The sequence below is a fragment of the Faecalibacterium sp. Marseille-Q4896 genome, from assembly GCF_017377615.1.
GTDB lineage: Bacteria > Bacillota > Clostridia > Oscillospirales > Ruminococcaceae > Faecalibacterium > Faecalibacterium taiwanense.
In genome coordinates, this window is the sequence record NZ_JAFREG010000001.1 from 558407 (window position 1) to 577131 (window position 18725).

Below are 18725 nucleotides of genomic sequence, written 5' to 3' on the forward strand. Positions count from 1 at the left end.
TTCTTCTCACCCTTCTGCCGGTGCATACCGGCTGATGATGGCGCGGGCCACCCGCAGGCCATCCACGGCGGCGCTCATGATGCCGCCCGCATATCCGGCGCCCTCGCCGCAGGGATACAGACCTGCCAGCTGGGTGCATTCAAAATTTTCTTCCCGCTTCAGCCGCACCGGGCTGCTGGTGCGGGTCTCAAGACCCGTAAGGATCGCTTCCGGCGCGGTATAACCCGCAATTTTGCGCTCGTAGGCGCGCAGGCCCGCCCGCAGCGTTTCGGCCAGCTCCTGCGGCAGCAGTGTGCCGAGGTCTGCCGCAGCAACGCCGCGGTCATAGGTAGGTTGCACGCGTCCAATGTTCAGCTGGCCGCGCCCTTCCAGAAAGCTCTGGATGTTCTCTGCCGGAGCGGCATACTCCCCTGCACTGCGCCCAGCGGCGTAGGCTCTGGCTTCCAGCTCCCGCTGGAACGCGATGGCCCGGCGCGGATCGTCTGCAAAGTCCTTGCCTCCCACGCTCACCACCACGGCCGCGTTGGCATTTTTGCCATTGCGGGCGTGGAAACTCATGCCGTTGGTCACTACACGGCCTTCCTCGCTGGCCGATGCCACCACCTGCCCGCCGGGGCACATGCAGAAGGTGTAAACGCACCGCTCCCCCACATGCTGGGAGAGCTGATACTCGCCCCGCGGCAGAGCCGGATGCCCGGCAGCCTCGTGATATAAGCTCTTTTCGATCTCACTCTGCAGATGCTCGGCGCGGAAGCCCACACTGAACGGCTTGCATTCCAGCTGCAGGCCGCCGTCCATCAGCATCCCGAAGGTATCGCGGGCTGAGTGGCCCACCGCGAACACCAAAGCTTCGCAGGCAAAGGTGCCATTTGTGGTAAAAATGCCGGTGAGCTGACCATTTTTCTGTTCAAAGCCGGTCAGGGCCGTGTTGAAATGCACCTCACCGCCCAGAGCTTCGATCTCCTTGCGGATAGAGGTGATCACACCGCGCAGCAGGTCGGTGCCCACATGGGGCTTCTGCTTCCAGGCGATCTCCTCCGGCGCACCGTGCTGCAGGAACACCTCGGTAACAAAGCCGCACAGCTCATCGCCGATGCGGGTGGTCAGCTTGCCGTCCGAAAAGGTACCGGCACCGCCCTCGCCAAATTGAATGTTCGCATTCACATCCAGTTCGCCGGTAGCAGAAAAATGTTCCACCGCCTTTACGCGCTCGTCCAGCGCCGGGCCGCGCTCCAGCACAATGGGCTGATAGCCCTGCCGGGCCAGCAGCAGCGCTGCAAACAGGCCCGCCGGGCCAAGGCCGCACACCACAGGCCGATGTGCCAGTGGCTGAATGCCATTCTGCACCGAAAAATCCACCTTCTGCTGCAGAGAAGCATCACCACAGCGGGCTGCAAAAGCCGCTTCCTCGGCAGGTTCTTTCAGGGTGACAGCCACAGTATACACCAGCTTGGGCTGGCCGTGGCGGGCATCCACCGAGAGCTTTGCCACGCCCAGATGCTGCACCTTTCCGCGCGGGATGCGGGCGGCGTGCAGGGCTTTTTCAAATGCCTGCGGCTCTCCGGCAGAGAGCGGCAGACGGATGTTGCGAACCAGAATCATGTTATCGTGTGTTCCTTTTTGTTTCAGTTGCTTTCGATGCGGCACTGCAGCACATAGCTGCCCAGTGCAAAGATCTTGCCGTTGGAGGGCACATACAGGCGGCAGGCGATGTTCTGCTCGCCGGTCGCCACCGAGAAATCCTCGGCATCGATCTCAATGACCACCTGCTCCGGGGTCAGCGTTTCGATCGCGCCCTTGGGGCCGCAGAGCGTTACATTCATCAGGCGTTCGGTCTGCACCGTCAGCTGGTAGGTAGAGGGCAGGTTGACCACCTGCACGCAGGTATTGGGCAGGTTCATGGTCTTGGTTCCCAGATTGGAGCAGTCAAAGCTGACCGTTATGGTGGAAATGTTATCCAGCAGATAGATGTCTGCGGGCAGGTCGATGGGCAGCTCATAGCTCTTGTTCAGTGTAAAGGTGGAAAGGTCGATATTGCCGATGGGCAGCGTGGACAGCATATCGATCTTATCTGCCGGACCTGCCACCTTGAGCTGCTTGCGGCTGAGTGCATATACCAGCATCGAATCATCAAAATCACGCGGTGCATTGATGAAATTCACGTCCACCGGCAGCGTTGCCATCTTGTACACCTGCAAGGTCACATCCACGCTGTTCTCTTCCAGCTCCGTGTACTCAAACTTGACTTCCTTGCCGCCGGAGGTATAGAAGCGCAGCGGCGTGTTCAGCGTGATGGACTCGGTCAGTTCGCCGCTGTAGGTCACCTCTGCAGTGCAGGTAGCAACTTTATTCAGCTCACTGCTGGGGCCGGAAAGGGTGATATTCTCCTTGGAAACATCCGTACTATAAAGGATATAACCGTCCGCGATGGTCAGGTAGTTGGTGGTAATGGTAACGGGCAGGGTCTTTTCCTCCACCACGTCAAACACCACATCCACCGTGTTGTCATTGCCTTCCATGGTCACGGTCACACCGTTCAGCAGGCCGTTGGCACCGCGTACCAGCAGGCGCAGGGTCTTTTCGCCGCTGTCGCGTACGCTGGAAAAATCCGGGTAGACCACAAAGTCGGAAGCCGTCAGCCCGCCGATGGTGTAGCCGTCGCCGGAGATTTTCAGGTTCACGGTCTTATCCTCGGCGCTGACGATGCTCAGGCCCCGGGAGGTGTAAGCAGCGGAATCGTAGGTATAATCCACCGGCACATTGTAGATGGTGTTGCTGGTGCCGGGCTGGACGATGATCGTGACCACCATCCATGCAACGATGGCACCCAGCACCGAAAGTGCCAGCCGGATGCGGCGGTCGTCCAGAATGTTTTTCTTATGGGCGACCGCAGGCTTTGCGCCATTTTTCTTGTTGGGTTCGTTGTTCATTGCGCATCGTCCTCCTTCTGGCTGACCCATTTCCACAGACGGTCCAGCTGACCGCGCCAGCCGCTGACCGTCGTCTTTTCGGTGGTGGTCTCCTTAGGGATCATCTCATCCACCAGACGGGTATACAGGGTCTGGCGGTCAAAATGGCGGATCAGCACGCCGTTCTTTGCCATGGAGATGATGCCGGTCTCCTCGCTGACCACGATGGCGATGGCGTCGGAATTTTCGGCAATGCCAAGGCAGGCACGGTGACGGGTGCCCATATCCTTGCCAAGATCCAGATTGTTGGAAAGCGGCAGCACACAGCCCGCGGCTTTGATGCGGCCATTCTCAATGATGGCAGCACCATCGTGCAGGGGCGTGCCCTCGTAGAAAATGGTGCCCAGCACTTCCAGATTGACCGCACTGTTCACCGGCGTGCCGGTGCGCACGATCTCCGAAAGGTTCGTGTGGCGTTCCAGCACGATCAGTGCACCGGTCTTGGTCTCAGAAAAGCGCTCTGCCGCATCGCAGATGGCAATGATGGCACTGCGCCATGCACCTTTCAGGCTGGGATCGTTGTAGCGGCCTTTGACATTGAACAGCTTGGCGGCCCACTGGTCGGTCTGGCCCATGCGCTCCAGCGCACGGCGGATCTCCGGCTGGAACAGCACCACCAGCGTCAGCAGGCCCACCTGCAGCAGTGAGTTCAGCAGCCATGTGACGGTACGCATGTTCAGCGTTTCTGCCACCAGATAGACGGCCATCACCAGCAGCGCACCCTTGAACAGCTGGCCGGCGCGGGTGCGGTTGACAATGCCCAGCAGCTGGTAAATCAGGAAGGAAATGATGATGATATCCAGCAAATCGACCAGTTTGAAGGTCTGGAAATTTGCAATGATCGCGTTCAGAGTCATTGGTACACGCTCCCGTTTACAGTGTTTCGATCAGGGCAACAGCGTGGGCGGCAATGCCCAGCCCCTCACCGGTAAAGCCCAGATGTTCCTCGGTGGTGGCCTTCACACTCACGGCATCCACCGGCAGGCCGAAAGCATCGGCCAGATTCCGGCGCATGGCCGGAATGTACAGCGCAAGCTTGGGCCGCTGACACAACAGCGTCGCGTCGATATTTTCAATGCGGAAACCGTGCTCCTTTAAAATTTCGGCCACACGGCGGGCAAGCTTCAGGCTGTCAGCACCGGAGTAGGCCGGGTCATTGTCCGGGAAATGCTGGCCGATATCCCCCAGCGCAGCGGCACCCAGCACAGCATCCATCACCGCATGGGCCAGCACATCTGCATCCGAGTGGCCCAGCAGGCCTTTTTCAAAAGGCACTTCCACGCCGCCCAGGATCAGCTTGCGGCCTTCCACCAGACGGTGCACGTCATAACCATGTCCAATGCGCATTTTGTGTTCCTCTTTCTGTTCCGGGCGGGGCAAGTCCTCGCGGGTCGTGATCTTATAATTGGCGTAATCGCCCTGCGTCAGCTGCACGGCGCGGCCGGTCAGCTCGAACAGGCTGCAGTCGTCGGTGACAAGGCGGGCTTTTTCGGCATCCAGCTCTTCCAGCGCAGCAAGGTACTCTGCGCGGTCAAAGCACTGAGGGGTCTGCACCGCATACAGGGTGCTGCGGTCGGGCGTTGTGTACACAAGGCAGGCATCCGGCACGGTCTTTCCGTTGCCGCGCGCTGCAGCCTTGATGGTATCCTTTACCGGTACGGCAGGTGCAGCTGCGCCGCACCGGGCCGCTGCTTCCAGCGCTGCTGTGATAACGGCCTGACTGACGAAGGGTCTTGCCGCGTCGTGCACTGCCACAAGCTCCCCTGCTGCCGCCAGCACGCCGTTTTTTGCGCTCTCGGCGCGGGTAGTGCCGCCCGTTACGATCTGCACAGGCTTTGTGCAGTCTGCTGCCTGCTGCTCCACAAAGGCGCGGTTCTTACCGGCCACCAGCACGATCTCCGTGACAAGCGGATCCTGTTCAAACGCGCGGATGCTGCGGTGCAGCACGGTCTCGCCGCCCAGATCAAAGCTGAGCTTGTCAAAGCCCATGCGTGTGGAAGACCCCGCCGCCACCAGTACCGCGGATACTCTCTTTTCCAATTTCTTCACCTGCCCGATTCCTATAGTAAGCCATATTTTATTATAGCGTATAACTTCCCAAACTGCAACCAATATTCTACAGCAAAAATGCCCCTCTGCACACAGCAGAGGGGCACAAACTTGTTCTTGATGGAGTTTACTTCAGGATCGGCTCAATGGCAGCAGCCAGAGCATCCTTCTGTGCCTGTGCTTCAGCCAGATCCTTGCCCAGAGTGGTGAAATAGGTCTTGATCTTCGGCTCAGTGCCGGAGGGACGCACCACAACGGTAGCGCCGTTTTCCAGACTGTAGATCAACACGTTTGCTGCAGGCAGGCCGGTCTCCTCGGGCTTCTTGTAGTCGGTCACCTTGACCACCTTGTGGCCAGCCAGCTCGGCGGGCGGGTTATCACGCAGCTTCTGCATGATGGAAGCCATCTTCTCCATGCCGGTCAGGCCGGGGAACTCGAAGCTGTCCACCTTGTTCAGGTAGCGGCCATACTGTTTATAGATCTCTTCCAGACGCTGCTTGATGGAGGAACCGATGCTGCGGTAGTAAGCGGCCATTTCGCAGATCAGCATGGAACCGATGACGGCATCCTTATCGCGTACATAGGGGCCGGCCAGATAGCCGTAGCTCTCCTCGAAGCCAAAGATGAAGCGGTCCACCTCACCGGCAGCTTCCAGATTTGCGATCTGGTCGCCGATCCACTTGAAGCCGGTCAGCACGCTGCGCATTTCCACGCCGTAGTGTGCGGCAATGGCATCGGCCAGAGGAGTGGACACGATGGACTTGACGGCGACCGGGTTTTTGGGCATGGTGCCCTTCTCGATGCGGCCTGCGCAGATGTAATCCAGCAGCAGAGCGCCCATCTCGTTGCCGGATACCAGCTCATAGCTGCCATCCGGGCACTTCATGGCAATGCCCACGCGGTCGGCATCGGGGTCGGTGGCCAGCATCAGATCGGCACCAGTCTTGGTTGCCAGCTCCAGACCCAGCTTCAGAGCCTCGAAAATTTCGGGGTTCGGGTAGGAGCAGGTGGTAAAGTAACCGTTGGGGTACTCCTGCTCGGGCACGATGGTGATATCGGTGATGCCTATATCGTTCAGCACATGAGTGACAGGCACCAGACCGGAACCATTCAGCGGGCTGTACACCAGCTTCAGGCCGGCAGTCTTGCACAGGCCCGGGCGCACCTGACGGGCCTCGATGGCATCATACAGTGCCTTCTTGCAGTCGTCGCCCACAAAGCGGATCAGGCCCTGCTCCACGCCCTCGGCAAAGGAGATGTACTTTGCACCGGTCAGCACATCCGTCTTCTGGATCTCATCGTACACGATGGCAGCAGCATCATCGGTCATCTGGCAGCCATCCGGGCCGTAGGCCTTGTAGCCGTTGTACTTGGCCGGGTTGTGAGAAGCCGTGACCATGATACCAGCATTGCACTGGTAGTAACGGGTAGCAAAGCTCAGTGCAGGCACAGGCATCAGAGCATCGTAAATGCGCACCTTGATACCGTTTGCCGCCAGAACGCCTGCGGCGGTCTTGGCAAAGATATCGCTCTTCAGGCGGCTGTCGTAGCTGATGGCCACAGTCTGGCTACCGCCCTGAGTCTTGACCCAGTTTGCCAGACCCTGCGTGGCCTGACGCACAACATAGATATTCATACGGTTGGTGCCAGCGCCCAGAACGCCGCGCAGACCAGCGGTGCCAAACTTCAAAGCCACAGCAAAGCGGTCCTTGATCTCATCATCATTTCCCTCGATCTTGGCCAGCTCCGGCTTCAGATCAGCGTCTTCCAGCTCTGCAGCCATCCAGCGCTTATATTCATCCAAATACATCTTGCACACCTTACCTTTTGTAAATTTTTCCGCAAAAAAGAACAGGTTTAGTTAAACCTACTTATAATATAAACTCTCCGCGTTCATGTGTCAATTGCGTAATCTGCAACAAGATTTGCAGTTCAAAACCGGCATATGGCACAAAATTCCAAGTTTTTCCCGGTAAAGTCGGGAACCATCCCGGTCTCGCCTGCATTTTCCAGCAGTTCATAACTCTGGCCTGCATCGTCCAGAACGTCCAGCCACTGCTCCAAACCGATGCTGTTTTCACACAGGTAGCGCAGCAGCTGCATTGCCCGGGCAAAACTGTCCTGCAGCAGCACCGCGCTGCGGCGCACCCGGCCATCCTGCTCCTGCCGCAGCTCCATTACAACACCCTGCGCAGCGGCGGCACCGCAATATACAAGGGTGTGGGCATGCTGCAGTCCTTCCAGTTCTGAATATGTACGGATATAGCGGCAGTATTCTTTGCTCATCATGGAAAACTCTCTCCTCTCTATCGCATTGACATCTTTCCTGCCCTTTACTATAATGAATTTAGAAGTATTTTTGTGTCGAAGTATGACATAATCATCCAATATTTTCCACTTTTGCCAATTCTTTTCCGTCATATCATCCGCTGGGATAAGGGAGAACAACATGTATTCTGTTACCAGAAGCTTTGGTCTGAACGGCCTGAGCGGCTTTGCCGTGGCAGTGGAGGCCGACATTTCCGGCGGTCTGCCCGCCTTTTCCATCGTGGGCCTGCCGGATTCCGCTGTGCGTGAAAGCGCCGACCGTGTGCGCGCCGCCATCAAAAATCTGGGCTTCAAGTTCCCGGACCGGCGCATTACCATCAATCTTGCCCCGGCGGATGTGCGCAAGACCGGCCCGGTGTACGACCTGCCGCTTCTGCTGGCAGTGCTCACTGCCAGCGGCCAGCTGGAGGATGTGCCTGCCGACGCGGCATTTCTGGGCGAACTGGCACTGGACGGCACCTTGCGGCCGGTTTCCGGCGTGCTGCCCATGGCGCTGGCTGCAGCAGAAAATGGCACCCACGCCCTGTATGTACCTGCCGAGAATGCCGCCGAAGCAGCCGAGGCCTGTGCCGACAGCATGGCCGTCTACCCCGCCCACACGGCACGCGAAGTTGTAGATGCCCTGCGCGGCATCTCCCCGCTTGCCCCGGCGGCTGTTGTTCCCTTTGACCCTGCAGACGCATGGGCACAGGTGCCGGATTTTGCGGACGTGATGGGCCAGTCGCTGGCGCGGCGGGCTATGGTCATTGCTGCCGCAGGCGGACACAATGTTTTGCTCATTGGCGCACCCGGCACCGGCAAATCCATGCTGGCAAAGCGTCTGCCCGGCATCCTGCCGCCGCTCACCCGCGAGGAAGCCGTGGAGACCACTAAAATTTATTCCATTGCAGGGCAGCTGCCGCAGGGCCGGGGCCTGATCTCTGCACGGCCTTTCCGCAGCCCGCACCACTCGGCCAGTGCCGCAGCTCTGGCTGGCGGCGGCGCACAGTTCCGGCCCGGCGAGTGCAGCCTTGCCAACTGCGGTGTGCTGTTTTTAGACGAATTGCCGGAGTTCTCCCGCGAGAGTCTGGAAGTGCTGCGCCAGCCGCTGGAGGACGGCCAGATTACCGTGAGCCGAGCGGCAGGCAGTGCCACCTATCCCAGCCGCTTCCAGCTGGTAGCCGCCATGAACCCCTGCAAATGCGGCTACTACGGCCACCCCACCCGGCAGTGCACCTGTTCGCCCAGTGCTGTGCGGCAGTACCGCAGCCGTGTGTCCGGCCCGCTGCTGGACCGCATCGACCTGTGCGTGGAGATGGACCCCATCGCCTTTGACGAGCTGCACGCCGTCGTCCCTTCCGAGAGCAGCGCCGATCTGCGCAAACAGGTGCTTGCCGCCCGGGCCATTCAGGCAAAGCGCTATGCCGCCCCAGGTTTTGAGGGTGTGCTCTGCAACGCCCAGCTCACCGCCGGGCAGGTGCGGCGCGTCTGCCGCATGACCCCCGCCGCCGAGCGGCTGCTGCGTGCCTCCTACGACGCTTTGGGCCTTTCCGCCCGCGCCCATGACCGCATCCTGCGGGTGGCCCGCACGGTGGCCGATCTGGCAGGCAAACAGCTGCTGGATGAGGACTGTGTGCTGGAAGCCCTGCAGTACCGGGCACAGGAAAAAGTGGAAGTATAAAAGCTTCTTCGTCTTTGCTTCGCAGATCCGCCTTCCCCAAAAAGGGAAGGGTTTGTGCAGTTTACCGTTACGCGCAAAAAAGCCATCTGTATCTTTCCAAATGCTCAATACGAGCAGAAGATCACAGATGGCTTTTTATAATTGCTTTTTAGAATCTGCGCCATGTATCCGGCAGGAACAGCACCAGCATCGGGAAGATTTCCAGACGGCCGGCCAGCATGTCGAAGATCATCACCAGCTTTGCAGGGTTCGTAAAGCTGCCAAAGTTCATCATGGGGCCCACCTGCGCAAGGCCCGGGCCGATGTTGTTCAAAGTAGCTGCAATGGCTGTGAAGTTCGTCACCATATCAAAGCCATCCAGACTGATGAGCAGGAAGGATACCACGAAGATGAAGAAATACGCGCCCATAAACACATTGGTGGTGCGAATGGTCTCGTGGTTGAGCAGCTTGCCGTCCATGCGGACGGGGGCCACCACCTGTGGGTGCAGCGCCTGCTTGAGCTCCTTGCCAAGGGTCTTGCCCAGAATGAGGAGGCGGCTCACCTTGATGCCGCCGCCGGTGCTGCCTGCGCAGGCACCAATGAACATGAGCACCACCAGAATTTCTTTGGAGAGAGTGGGCCACAGGTCAAAATCACAGCTGGAAAAACCGGTAGTGGTGATGATGGAACCCACCTGAAAGGCTGCCTGACGCACCGCTTCGCCAAAGCTGTTATAAAGGCTGTAGATATTGGCCGTGATAATGCCAATTGCCACCAGAATAATGGCGAAGTAGCCGCGCACTTCCTCGCTGATGGCGCGGTTGAATTTGCGCAGCAGCAGCAGGAAGTAGGCATTGAAGTTGACACCAAACAGGATCATGAAGATGGTCACGACCCACTGGATGTAGGGAGAAAAGCTGGTAAAGCTGTCGTTCTTGAAGCCGAAGCCGCCGGTGCCCGCCGTACCGAAGGCCGTGAGCATGGACTCAAACAGCGGCATGCCGCCCAGCAGCAGGAATACCACCTCCAGCACGGTGAGTGCAAAATAGATGCCGTACAGGATCTTTGCGGTAGACTGCACCTTGGGCACCAGCTTATCCACCTGAGGGCCGGGGCTTTCTGCCTTCATCAGGTTGACGTGGGAGCCGCCGGTCAGGGGCAGCAGCGAGAGCAGGAACACCAGAACGCCCATGCCGCCGATCCAGTGGGTGAAGCTACGCCAGAACAGGATGCCTTTGGGCAGATCCTCCACCCCGGGCAGGATGCTGGCACCGGTGGTGGTAAAGCCGGACACCGTCTCAAACAGGGCGTCCACCGGGTTCGGGATGCAGCCCGTCACCACAAACGGAACGGCGCCCACGATGGAAATGACGATCCAGCTCAGCGAGGTAGCAGCAAAGCCCTCTCGCATATAGAATACCTTGCTTTGGGGCTTGATGCCGCGCAGGGCGTAGCCGATGGCGGCGCTGACTGCCGCCGTGATCAGAAACACGCCCAGCACGAACCATTCGCCGTAGATCCAGCTGGCCGCTGCGGGCAGCAGCAGCAGCGCACCCTCGATCAGCATGACATAGCCCAGCAGACGGAAAACGATCGCATAATTCATAGTCTGCCTCCGTCAACCCTCTGCGCCCTTGTCCAGAATATCGCGCAGGTCATGCAGACCATGCTCCAGCGTGACCACGATCACGTTGTCGCCCACCTGGATCTGGTCGCCGCCGCGCGGGATCAGGATCTGATGGCCGCGGGTGATGCAGCACAGCAGCAGATTCTTTTTCAGGTGCAGCTGGCTCAGGGGGACACCGGTGGCAGCGCTCTTCTCGTGGACGGTAAATTCCAGCGCTTCCACGCGGTCGTCCAGAATGCGGTACAGCGTCTTGATGTTGCTGCCCGCTTCGTTCTGCAGTGCACGCACATACTGCACGATGTAATCGCAGGTCATGTACTTGGGGTAGACCACGCTGCCCAGATCCAGACCGGCCAGAATATCATCAAATTCCAGACGGTTGACTTTGGTGACCAGCTTGCCCTTGGAGTGCTTTTTGGCAAACAGGGTCAGCAGCACATTCTCCTCGTCAATGTTGGTCAGGGCCACAAAAGCCTCGGTGGACTCCATGCCCTCCGAGAGCAGGAATTCGCGGTTGGAGCCGTCCTCGTTCAGGATCTGTGCGCCGGGCAGCTGCTCGGCCAGCTCCATGCAGCGGGCAGGGTCGCGCTCCACGATGCGCACACGCACGTGGTTTTCCAGCAGCTCCTGGCTCAGATAGAAGGCGATGGCACCGCCGCCCACGATGAAGGCATTGCGCACCGGGCGCACCGGCAGGTGGATGCGCTGGAAGAACTCGTGGGCCTTATCCTGTGTTGCAAGGAAGGTGACCTGATCGCCGTTCTGCAGTACAAAGTTACCGTTCGGAATGATCACGCCGCCGCTGCGCTCCACTGCACACACCAGAATGTCGCTCTTCAGACGGGTGGGAATCTCGCGGATGGCCACGCCATCCAGCCCCTGCTCTGCAGTGAGTGCAAACTTGATCAGCCGCACACGGCCGTCTGCAAAGGTGTCGATCTTGCTTGCACCCGGGAAGCGCAGCAGATGGGAGATCTCCTTTGCTGCAGCCATTTCCGGATTGATGATGGCCGAAATGCCGATCTGCTTTTTGATAAAGTCCAGCTCATGACTGTAGGACGGGTTGCGCACACGGGCAATTGCATGGCAGTGGCCCGCCTTTTTGGCAAACATGCAGCACAGCAGGTTCAGCTCATCCGAACCGGTCACGGCAATGAACACATCCGCGTCTTCAATGCCGGCCTCTGCCAGCGTGGTGATCGAGGAACCGTTGCCCACGATGCCCAGCACATCGTAGCTTTCAGTCAGGTGCTCCACACGCGCTTTGTTGGTATCCACAATGGTCACATTATGGTCTTCCTCACTGAGCTGCCGCGCCAGCGCAGTACCAACCTTGCCGCCGCCCACCAGAATGATCTTCATAACAAGTCCTTTCTCTTTCCGCGTCCCTTCTGCCGGGACAGCACAAATCCATCATAGTATACCATATCTCCTGCCAAAGTTCCACTGTTTTCCACATTATGCAACAAAAACCTGCCAAATGACGCAAAAAAGCCCCGGGAGATACCGTCCCGGAAGCTTTTATTTCATTTAATAGCGCGCCACGCCGTCCTTCGTTACAAGGGCATACACCAGCGGGGCTTCCTCCGGCTTCTCAGGGCCGTATCCAAGGCCGCTGCGGTACTCGGCGGCGGCAGCTTCAAACTTATCGGCTGCGCCGTAGAAGGTAGCCAGACTCTCGCCCTTCTTTACGTAGTCGCCGCGCTTTTTATGCAAGGTGATGCCGGCGGCAAAATCCAGCGGGTCGCCCTTTTTCTGTCGGCCCGCACCCAGCAGCACGCTGGCAGAGCCGATCTTCTCGGCATCGTTCGCCACAATGTAACCGTCCTGCTCTGCCAGCAGCTCAAAGCTTGCCGCGGGCTGCTCAAACAGGCTGTAATCGTCCAGCACGCGGGTATCACCGCCCTGTGCCGCAAACATCTCCTTGCACTTTGCAAAGGCAGAGCCGTCGGCGATCACCGCCTCGGCCATGGCGCGGCACTCGGCAGGAGTGCCCTTATCGGCCAGCACCAGCATGTTCGCCGCCAGCTGCAGGCAGACCTCGGTCAGGTCGGCGGGGCCATGGCCCTTGAGCACATCCATGCTTTCCATGACTTCCAGACTGTTGCCAATGTTATGGCCCAGCGGGGTGTCCATATCGGTGATCATGGCAGCCACCCGGCGGCCGTGATGGGTGCCAATGGATACCATCAGCTTGGCCAGCTCAATGCTCTGGTCTACCGTTTTCATAAAAGCTCCGGTGCCGGTAGTCACATCCAGCAGGATGGCATCCGAGCCGGAAGCCAGTTTCTTGGACATGATGCTGGATGCGATGAGTGGGATGCAGCTGACGGTTGCGGTCACATCCCGCAGAGCATACATTTTTTTATCTGCAATGGCAATGCCCTCGCTCTGGCCAATGACCGACAGGCCGATCCTGTTCACCTGCGCAAAGAACTCCTCCTGTGAGAGGGCGGTTCTGGTGCCGGGCACGCTCTCCATCTTATCGATGGTGCCGCCGGTATGGCCAAGGCCCCGGCCGCTCATCTTGGCGATCTTCACGCCGCAGGCCGCCACGATGGGGGCAATGACCAGCGTGGTCTTGTCGCCCACGCCGCCGGTGGAGTGCTTGTCCACCTTGATGCCCGGAATGGGCGAAAGATCCACCATCACACCGCTGTGAGCCATCACATCGGTCAGCTCTGCGGTCTCCTCATCGGTCATGCCGCGCAGATAGACAGCCATCATCCATGCAGCCATCTGGTAATCAGTCACTTCTCCGCTGACATAGCCATTGACGATCTGCTCCAGCTCCTCACGGCTGTGCGTACCGCCATCACGCTTTTTTGCGATCAGATCATAAACGCGCATCGTATCACGCTCCTCGTTTTTTCAATAGTACGACATTGTAAGATATAGTATAGCAAAATTCCAAACAAAAGCAAGTATCATTCTGTAAACTTTGCCCAATTTTAAGCCAAAAAGGGCGCAGCCGCCCGAAAAAGCAGCTGCGCCCTTGTTTTGGGAACACAAATCGTCGTTTTAGCGGGATCCCTTGTCGTAGGGGATGCCCTCTGCCTTGGGTGCCATGCTGTTCTTGGAGGTAAACGCCAGAATGATCATGGACGCCACGAACGGCATCATGTTGTAGATGTTGCTGGACCAGTGCAGCTGTGCCAGGAAGGTGGAGTCTGCAATGTTTGCCAGACTCTTGAACACAGCAAAGAACATGGCTGCGCCAAAGATGTTGAAGGGCTTCCACTGGCCAAAGATCATAACAGCCATGGCAAGGAAGCCTGCGCCGGCCACGCCCACCTCAAAGTTCCAGGTCTGCACCGGGGGCACAATGTAGGCCATACCGCCGATCGCGCCCAGTGCACCGGAAATGACAACACCGGCATAGCGCATCTTGTAGACATTGATGCCCACAGAGTCCGCTGCCTGCGGATGCTCGCCGCAGGCACGCAGGCGCAGACCAAAGCGGGTCTTGTACAGCACTACATAGCTGATGATCAGCAGAATGATGCCCAGCGGCACAAAAATGCTCAGCTCCAGCCCGCCGATGCTGAACAGGAAGGGCCTGTTGGTGTAGTTCAGCTTTGCACTGCCGCTCTCGCTGAAATTCTTGGCAAGGACCACCGCGATGGCCGTGGCCAGCAGGTTCAGGGCCGTGCCGCCGATAGTCTGATCCGCCTTCAGGTTGATGGAGGCAAAGGCCAGCAGCAGACTGTACACCATACCGGCCAGTGCCGCCACCAGAACAGAGATCAGCACCACGAGGAAGACCGGCATTTCGGCAGGCAGCATGGTCAGGGTGAGAACACCCGCCACACCGCCAATGACCATGATGCCTTCCAGTGCAATGTTGATGATGCCGGAGTGCTCACTGAACATACCGCCCAGTGCCACCAGCATCAGAACGATGCCATACAGCAGCGTATATTTGATCAGAAGCAGCATATCACTTGCCCTCCTTTTCGGTTGCAGATTTTGCAGGAGCAGCAGGCTCTGCGTTCACATTGGTTTTATCGGCATTCTTGAACAGCAGTGCGTGGATCTTGCCGCGGAACAGCATGGAGAATGCACACAGGTAGATGATGATACCGCTGATCAGGTCCGAGATCTCAGTGGGGTAATACTTGGTGGAAAGGAAGGAGCCGCCCACCGAGATATGGGAAATGAAGATTGCCGAGAAAATGGTGCCAATGGGGTTGGAGCTTGCCAGCAGTGCAACGGAAATGCCGTTGAAGCCCATTGTCGGCAGGCTGGTGGAGTTCAGCGGGTTCCACTGGGACACATTGGACAGATAGTACAGGCCCGCACCAAAACCGGCCAGTGCACCGGCAATGGCCATGGAGAGGATGATGTTCTTCTTCTCGTTGATGCCGGCGTAGCGGGCAGCGCTCTTGTTCAGGCCCACAGCCTTGAGCTCGTAGCCGAAGGTGGTCTTGTTCAGCACCACCCAGATCAGAACTGCCACTGCTGCCGCCAGGAAGATGGCGATGGTGGTGCTGTTGGTCTGGAACAGCTTGTTCAGGCCGAAATCCGGGATGATGGACTGAGCGTAATCGGCGTTCTTGCTGATGTTGATGGTGCGGGTATTGCGCACATCGTACATGGGGCCGGTGCCGTTCTGGTAAATGAGCTCATTGACCAGATACAGGCCGATCCAGTTGAACATGATGGAGGTAATGACTTCGTTGATGTTGAAGTAGGCCTTGAAGAAGCCGGGGATCGCACCCCAGATGCCGCCCAGAATGGTGGCTGCAATCAGACAGACGAACCACGGCAGCTTGAGCATGATGGCGCAGTACAGAGCGCCGTAAGCGCCCAGCGTGTACTGACCCGCCGCACCGATGTTGAACAGGCCGGTCTTGAAGGCAAAGGCCACAGACAGACCGGTCATAATGAGGGGAGCCGCATTTGCCAGCTCCTTGCCGACACCGTAGGGTGCGTCATGGAAGCCGCCCTTCAGGATGCGCACAAAGCCGTCGCCCCATGCGTGAGCCGGGTTGATGGCCAGCAGCACCAGAAAACCGACCACAAGGCCGATCAGGATGCACAGCAGAGCAGCCAGCACACTGGTGATGGAGCTGTTCAGACTGCTGTGGGAAAGTTTTTTCTTGTTCATGTGTTATTTGCTCTCCTTTCCCTGCTTGCGTGCGCCTGCCATATACAGGCCCAGCTCCTGCACGGTGGTGGTCTTGGGGTCAAATTCGCCCACGACCTCGCCCTCGTACATCACAAGGATGCGGTCGGACAGGTTCATCACCTCGTCCAGCTCCAGACTGACCAGCAGCACGGCCGTACCCTTATCGCGCTCGGCCACGATCTGACGGTGGATGTATTCAATTGCACCAACGTCCAGACCGCGGGTTGGCTGAACTGCCACCAAGAGCTTCGGGTCCTTATCGATCTCACGGGCAATGATGGCCTTCTGCTGGTTGCCGCCGGACATGCTGCGCACGGTGGTCAGGCTGCCCTGACCGCTGCGCACATCGTACTGGGCAATGAGCTTATCGGAATATTCGCGCACCTTATCGCTGCGGATAAAGCCGCCCTTCTGGAACTCGGGCTGCCAGTAGCGCTGCAGCACCATGTTGTTTTCCAGACTGTAGTCCAGCACAAGGCCGTGCTTGTGGCGGTCCTCCGGGATGTGGCTCATGCCGTCCTTGGAGCGCTGACGGATGGACTCGTTGGTGATGTCCTTGCCGTCCAGTGTGATCTTGCCGCTGCTGATCTTTTCCAGACCGGTCAGGCCGTAGACGAACTCGGTCTGACCGTTGCCCTCGATACCGGCAAGACAGACGATCTCACCGGCGTGCACCTGAAAAGAGACATTCCGGACTGCGTCCTTCTTGTGCTGGGCGCTGTGCATGGTAACGTTTTCCACATCCAGCACCACCCTGCCGGGGTCTGCGGGCTTTTTGTCCACCTGCAGCTGCACATCACGGCCAACCATCATGCGGGAAAGCTCTTCCTTGGTGGTGTCCTTGATGTCCACGGTGCCCATATACTTGCCCTTGCGCAGAACAGTGCAGCGGTCTGCCACCGCCATGATCTCGTTGAGCTTGTGGGTAATGAACAGGATGGACTTGCCTTCCTTCTTGAACCCGCGCATGATCTCCATCAGTTCGTCGATCTCCTGCGGGGTCAGCACTGCGGTAGGCTCGTCAAAGATCAGGATCTCGTTGTCGCGGTACAGCATCTTCAGGATCTCAACGCGCTGCTGCATACCAACAGAGATATCGCTGATCAGTGCATCCGGGTCCACGCGCAGGCCGTACTTTTCGCTCAGGGCCATCACCTTTTTGCGTGCCTCGGCCTTCTGCAAAAAGCCCATCTTGTTGGGTTCCACCCCCAGAATGATGTTGTCCAGCACGCTGAAGCATTCCACCAGCTTGAAGTGCTGGTGCACCATGCCGATGCCCAGTGCGTTTGCATCATTTGGGTTGCGGATGACAACCTCCTTGCCGTTTTTGCGGATCTGACCAGCTTCCGGTTGGTACAGGCCAAACAGCACGCTCATCAGTGTACTTTTGCCGGCGCCGTTCTCGCCCAGCAGGGCATGTACCTCGCCTTTGCGCAGCTGCAGGGTGATATCGTCGTTTGCCTTGATTCCAGGGAACTCCTTGGTAATGTGGAGCATTTCGATCACAAAATCCTCTGCCAATCTGCTCACTCTCCTTTCGTGTCGTTTCGACACCGATACTTCTTTAAGTTCCATTATACCTGATTTGCGGCAATTTGCACATGTCTTTTTTGCTTTTTGGCAGAAAGCACAGACAATAGTATTACTTTTGTACTCTTTTCACGAAGAGTACGCTGCATTTTTCCCGCATTACGCCAATAGAAGACAAAAAAAAGCGGGACACCCCGTTACAGGATGCCCCGCTTTGAAAAGAACTATCGATCGTCCGCAGGCAGGCCTGCCGGACAACAGCTTACTGGATGTAGTTGACGGTGGTGAACTCGCTGACGGTGGGCTTGGTAGCGTCGTCGGAGCTGTTATCAACAGTGATCTCGCCGCTCTTGATCTTGCCCTTGACTTCCTCGTACTCGTCGGTGGTGAAGGACTCGAAGTTCCAGCTGTCTGCATCGGTGGGCAGGCCGATATAATCGCCGTCCTCCAGACCGAAGTTGCCATTGGAACCTGCGATGTCGCCCCAGCTGCCGGCATCGATATCAGCCAGAGCAGTGTTGACAGCCTCGGACAGGCCCTTCATAGCAGAGGTGATGAACGGGTTATAAGCGTAGGTGCCATCTGCAACGCCGTTTGCACCGATGTAGTTCTGGTCAACGTCAACGCCGATGACGTAGCCATTGTTCTTCAGAGCAGCCTCAACAGCGGAGGTGTAGATGCCGCCGCCGCAGGCAAAGACGACCTGAGTGCCGTTGGAGTACCAGCCCTCCATACGGGAGGTGATGTTTGCATCGCCGTAGAACTGGCCGCCATAGAAGTAGTTGATCTCGATGTTCTGGCCCAGCTCAGCAGCAGCGGCATCAGCGCCCTGCACGAAGCCGTAGCCGTAACGGATAACAGCGGGAACAGCCATGCCGCCCAGGAAGCCCAGCTTGGTCTTGCCGTCCTTTGCGATGGCGTAGCCTGCCAGATAGCCTGCCTGCTCCTCCTTGAAGGTGATGCAGTAGCAGTTAGCAGGGATAGCGTCGGTGCCGATATCGCCCTGAGTCACATCGATGGCGATGAACTTGACATCGGGATACTGGTCAGCAGCCCATGCCAGAGAAGCGCCGTACAGGTAGCCGACACAGACGATCACATCAGCGCCGTCGTTGACAGCCTGACGGATCATGGTCTCGCGGTCCTCATCGGAAGCATCAGCCTCGGGAATGTAGTACTGGCAGTCATCGCCCATGTAGCCGGAAACAGCAGTCCAGCATGCCTGGTTGAAGCTCTCATCATCGATCGTGCCGGTATCGCAGGTCAGAGCGACCTTGACGATCTTCTCACCGCCCTCAGCAGCAGAGGAAGCAGTAGAAGCAGCAGCGGAAGAAGCGGTGCTGGTAGAAGAAGCGGAAGAACCGCCGCAAGCGGTCAGAGCAGCGGCAGCGGCAGCGGCACCAGCCACAGCCAGGAAATTACGACGAGAAATCATCATAATCAAACTCT

General features: G+C 58.1%; 14 protein-coding genes. 1 reads left to right on the plus strand and 13 read right to left on the minus strand.

Annotated features, from left to right (window positions below):
• Positions 1 to 6: 6 nt before the first annotated feature.
• The 6 genes from J3348_RS02885 to J3348_RS02910 all read right to left on the minus strand — a co-directional run bounded on the left by J3348_RS02885 (position 7) and on the right by J3348_RS02910 (position 7307).
• Positions 7 to 1602, minus strand: a complete 1596-nt coding sequence (locus J3348_RS02885) for an FAD-dependent oxidoreductase (protein ID WP_154255373.1) — start codon at positions 1600 to 1602, stop codon at positions 7 to 9.
• Positions 1603 to 1625: 23 nt separating this feature from the next.
• A complete protein-coding gene (locus tag J3348_RS02890) occupies positions 1626 to 2930 on the minus strand; it encodes a CdaR family protein (protein ID WP_097774813.1) in 1305 nt (434 codons plus the stop codon).
• Positions 2927 to 3826: a diadenylate cyclase CdaA gene (gene cdaA, locus J3348_RS02895; protein WP_005940107.1), complete on the minus strand. Its 900-nt coding sequence runs from the start codon at positions 3824 to 3826 to the stop codon at positions 2927 to 2929. Before cdaA ends, J3348_RS02890 begins: the two co-directional genes overlap by 4 nt.
• Before the next feature lie 16 nt (positions 3827 to 3842).
• The gene (ispF, locus tag J3348_RS02900) at positions 3843 to 5009 is read right to left on the minus strand and encodes a 2-C-methyl-D-erythritol 2,4-cyclodiphosphate synthase (protein WP_207698351.1); all 1167 of its coding nucleotides are present in this window, start codon (positions 5007 to 5009) and stop codon (positions 3843 to 3845) included.
• Positions 5010 to 5145: 136 nt separating this feature from the next.
• Positions 5146 to 6828 carry a phospho-sugar mutase gene (locus J3348_RS02905; RefSeq protein WP_207698250.1) on the minus strand — a complete coding sequence of 561 codons (1683 nt, stop codon included), beginning with the start codon at positions 6826 to 6828 and terminating at the stop codon, positions 5146 to 5148.
• A gap of 122 nt (positions 6829 to 6950) precedes the next feature.
• Positions 6951 to 7307 carry a hypothetical protein gene (locus J3348_RS02910; protein WP_207698251.1) on the minus strand — a complete coding sequence of 119 codons (357 nt, stop codon included), beginning with the start codon at positions 7305 to 7307 and terminating at the stop codon, positions 6951 to 6953.
• Between the two features lie 160 nt (positions 7308 to 7467).
• Between J3348_RS02910 and J3348_RS02915 the strand changes: the two genes are divergently transcribed.
• Positions 7468 to 9006: a YifB family Mg chelatase-like AAA ATPase gene (locus J3348_RS02915; RefSeq protein ID WP_005940096.1), complete on the plus strand. Its 1539-nt coding sequence runs from the start codon at positions 7468 to 7470 to the stop codon at positions 9004 to 9006.
• 148 nt (positions 9007 to 9154) lie between these two features.
• Here J3348_RS02915 and J3348_RS02920 read toward each other — a convergent pair whose 3' ends face one another.
• The 7 genes from J3348_RS02920 to J3348_RS02950 all read right to left on the minus strand — a co-directional run bounded on the left by J3348_RS02920 (position 9155) and on the right by J3348_RS02950 (position 18714).
• The gene (locus tag J3348_RS02920) at positions 9155 to 10594 is read right to left on the minus strand and encodes a TrkH family potassium uptake protein (protein ID WP_097778158.1); all 1440 of its coding nucleotides are present in this window, start codon (positions 10592 to 10594) and stop codon (positions 9155 to 9157) included.
• 12 nt (positions 10595 to 10606) lie between these two features.
• Complete coding sequence (gene trkA / locus J3348_RS02925; RefSeq protein WP_005940088.1) at positions 10607 to 11977, minus strand: Trk system potassium transporter TrkA; 1371 nt, start codon at positions 11975 to 11977, stop codon at positions 10607 to 10609.
• A 168-nt stretch (positions 11978 to 12145) separates the two neighbouring features.
• Positions 12146 to 13465: a thymidine phosphorylase gene (locus J3348_RS02930; RefSeq protein ID WP_097778159.1), complete on the minus strand. Its 1320-nt coding sequence runs from the start codon at positions 13463 to 13465 to the stop codon at positions 12146 to 12148.
• Positions 13466 to 13636: 171 nt separating this feature from the next.
• Positions 13637 to 14554 carry an ABC transporter permease gene (locus tag J3348_RS02935; protein WP_154255366.1) on the minus strand — a complete coding sequence of 306 codons (918 nt, stop codon included), beginning with the start codon at positions 14552 to 14554 and terminating at the stop codon, positions 13637 to 13639.
• A 1-nt stretch (position 14555) separates the two neighbouring features.
• Entirely contained in the window at positions 14556 to 15725 is a 1170-nt protein-coding gene (locus tag J3348_RS02940; protein WP_005940077.1) for an ABC transporter permease, read from the minus strand.
• Between the two features lie 3 nt (positions 15726 to 15728).
• Positions 15729 to 17243, minus strand: a complete 1515-nt coding sequence (locus J3348_RS02945; RefSeq protein ID WP_154258887.1) for an ABC transporter ATP-binding protein — start codon at positions 17241 to 17243, stop codon at positions 15729 to 15731.
• Between the two features lie 295 nt (positions 17244 to 17538).
• Entirely contained in the window at positions 17539 to 18714 is a 1176-nt protein-coding gene (locus tag J3348_RS02950; RefSeq protein WP_154258681.1) for a BMP family ABC transporter substrate-binding protein, read from the minus strand.
• Positions 18715 to 18725: the final 11 nt, after the last annotated feature.

Bases quoted from the DNA above. Each gene is read 5' to 3' on its own strand.
- J3348_RS02935 (WP_154255366.1), bottom strand. From the start codon at position 14,554: ATGCTGCTTCTGATCAAATATACGCTGCTGTATGGCATCGTTCTGATG.
- J3348_RS02930 (WP_097778159.1), bottom strand. From the start codon at position 13,465: ATGCGCGTTTATGATCTGATCGCAAAAAAGCGTGATGGCGGTACGCAC.
- J3348_RS02885 (WP_154255373.1), bottom strand. From the start codon at position 1,602: ATGATTCTGGTTCGCAACATCCGTCTGCCGCTCTCTGCCGGAGAGCCG.
- J3348_RS02890 (WP_097774813.1), bottom strand. From the start codon at position 2,930: ATGAACAACGAACCCAACAAGAAAAATGGCGCAAAGCCTGCGGTCGCC.
- J3348_RS02905 (WP_207698250.1), bottom strand. From the start codon at position 6,828: ATGTATTTGGATGAATATAAGCGCTGGATGGCTGCAGAGCTGGAAGAC.
- J3348_RS02910 (WP_207698251.1), bottom strand. From the start codon at position 7,307: ATGATGAGCAAAGAATACTGCCGCTATATCCGTACATATTCAGAACTG.
- J3348_RS02940 (WP_005940077.1), bottom strand. From the start codon at position 15,725: ATGAACAAGAAAAAACTTTCCCACAGCAGTCTGAACAGCTCCATCACC.
- trkA (WP_005940088.1), bottom strand. From the start codon at position 11,977: ATGAAGATCATTCTGGTGGGCGGCGGCAAGGTTGGTACTGCGCTGGCG.
- J3348_RS02950 (WP_154258681.1), bottom strand. From the start codon at position 18,714: ATGATGATTTCTCGTCGTAATTTCCTGGCTGTGGCTGGTGCCGCTGCC.
- J3348_RS02920 (WP_097778158.1), bottom strand. From the start codon at position 10,594: ATGAATTATGCGATCGTTTTCCGTCTGCTGGGCTATGTCATGCTGATC.
- cdaA (WP_005940107.1), bottom strand. From the start codon at position 3,826: ATGACTCTGAACGCGATCATTGCAAATTTCCAGACCTTCAAACTGGTC.
- J3348_RS02915 (WP_005940096.1), top strand. From the start codon at position 7,468: ATGTATTCTGTTACCAGAAGCTTTGGTCTGAACGGCCTGAGCGGCTTT.
- J3348_RS02945 (WP_154258887.1), bottom strand. From the start codon at position 17,243: ATGCTCCACATTACCAAGGAGTTCCCTGGAATCAAGGCAAACGACGAT.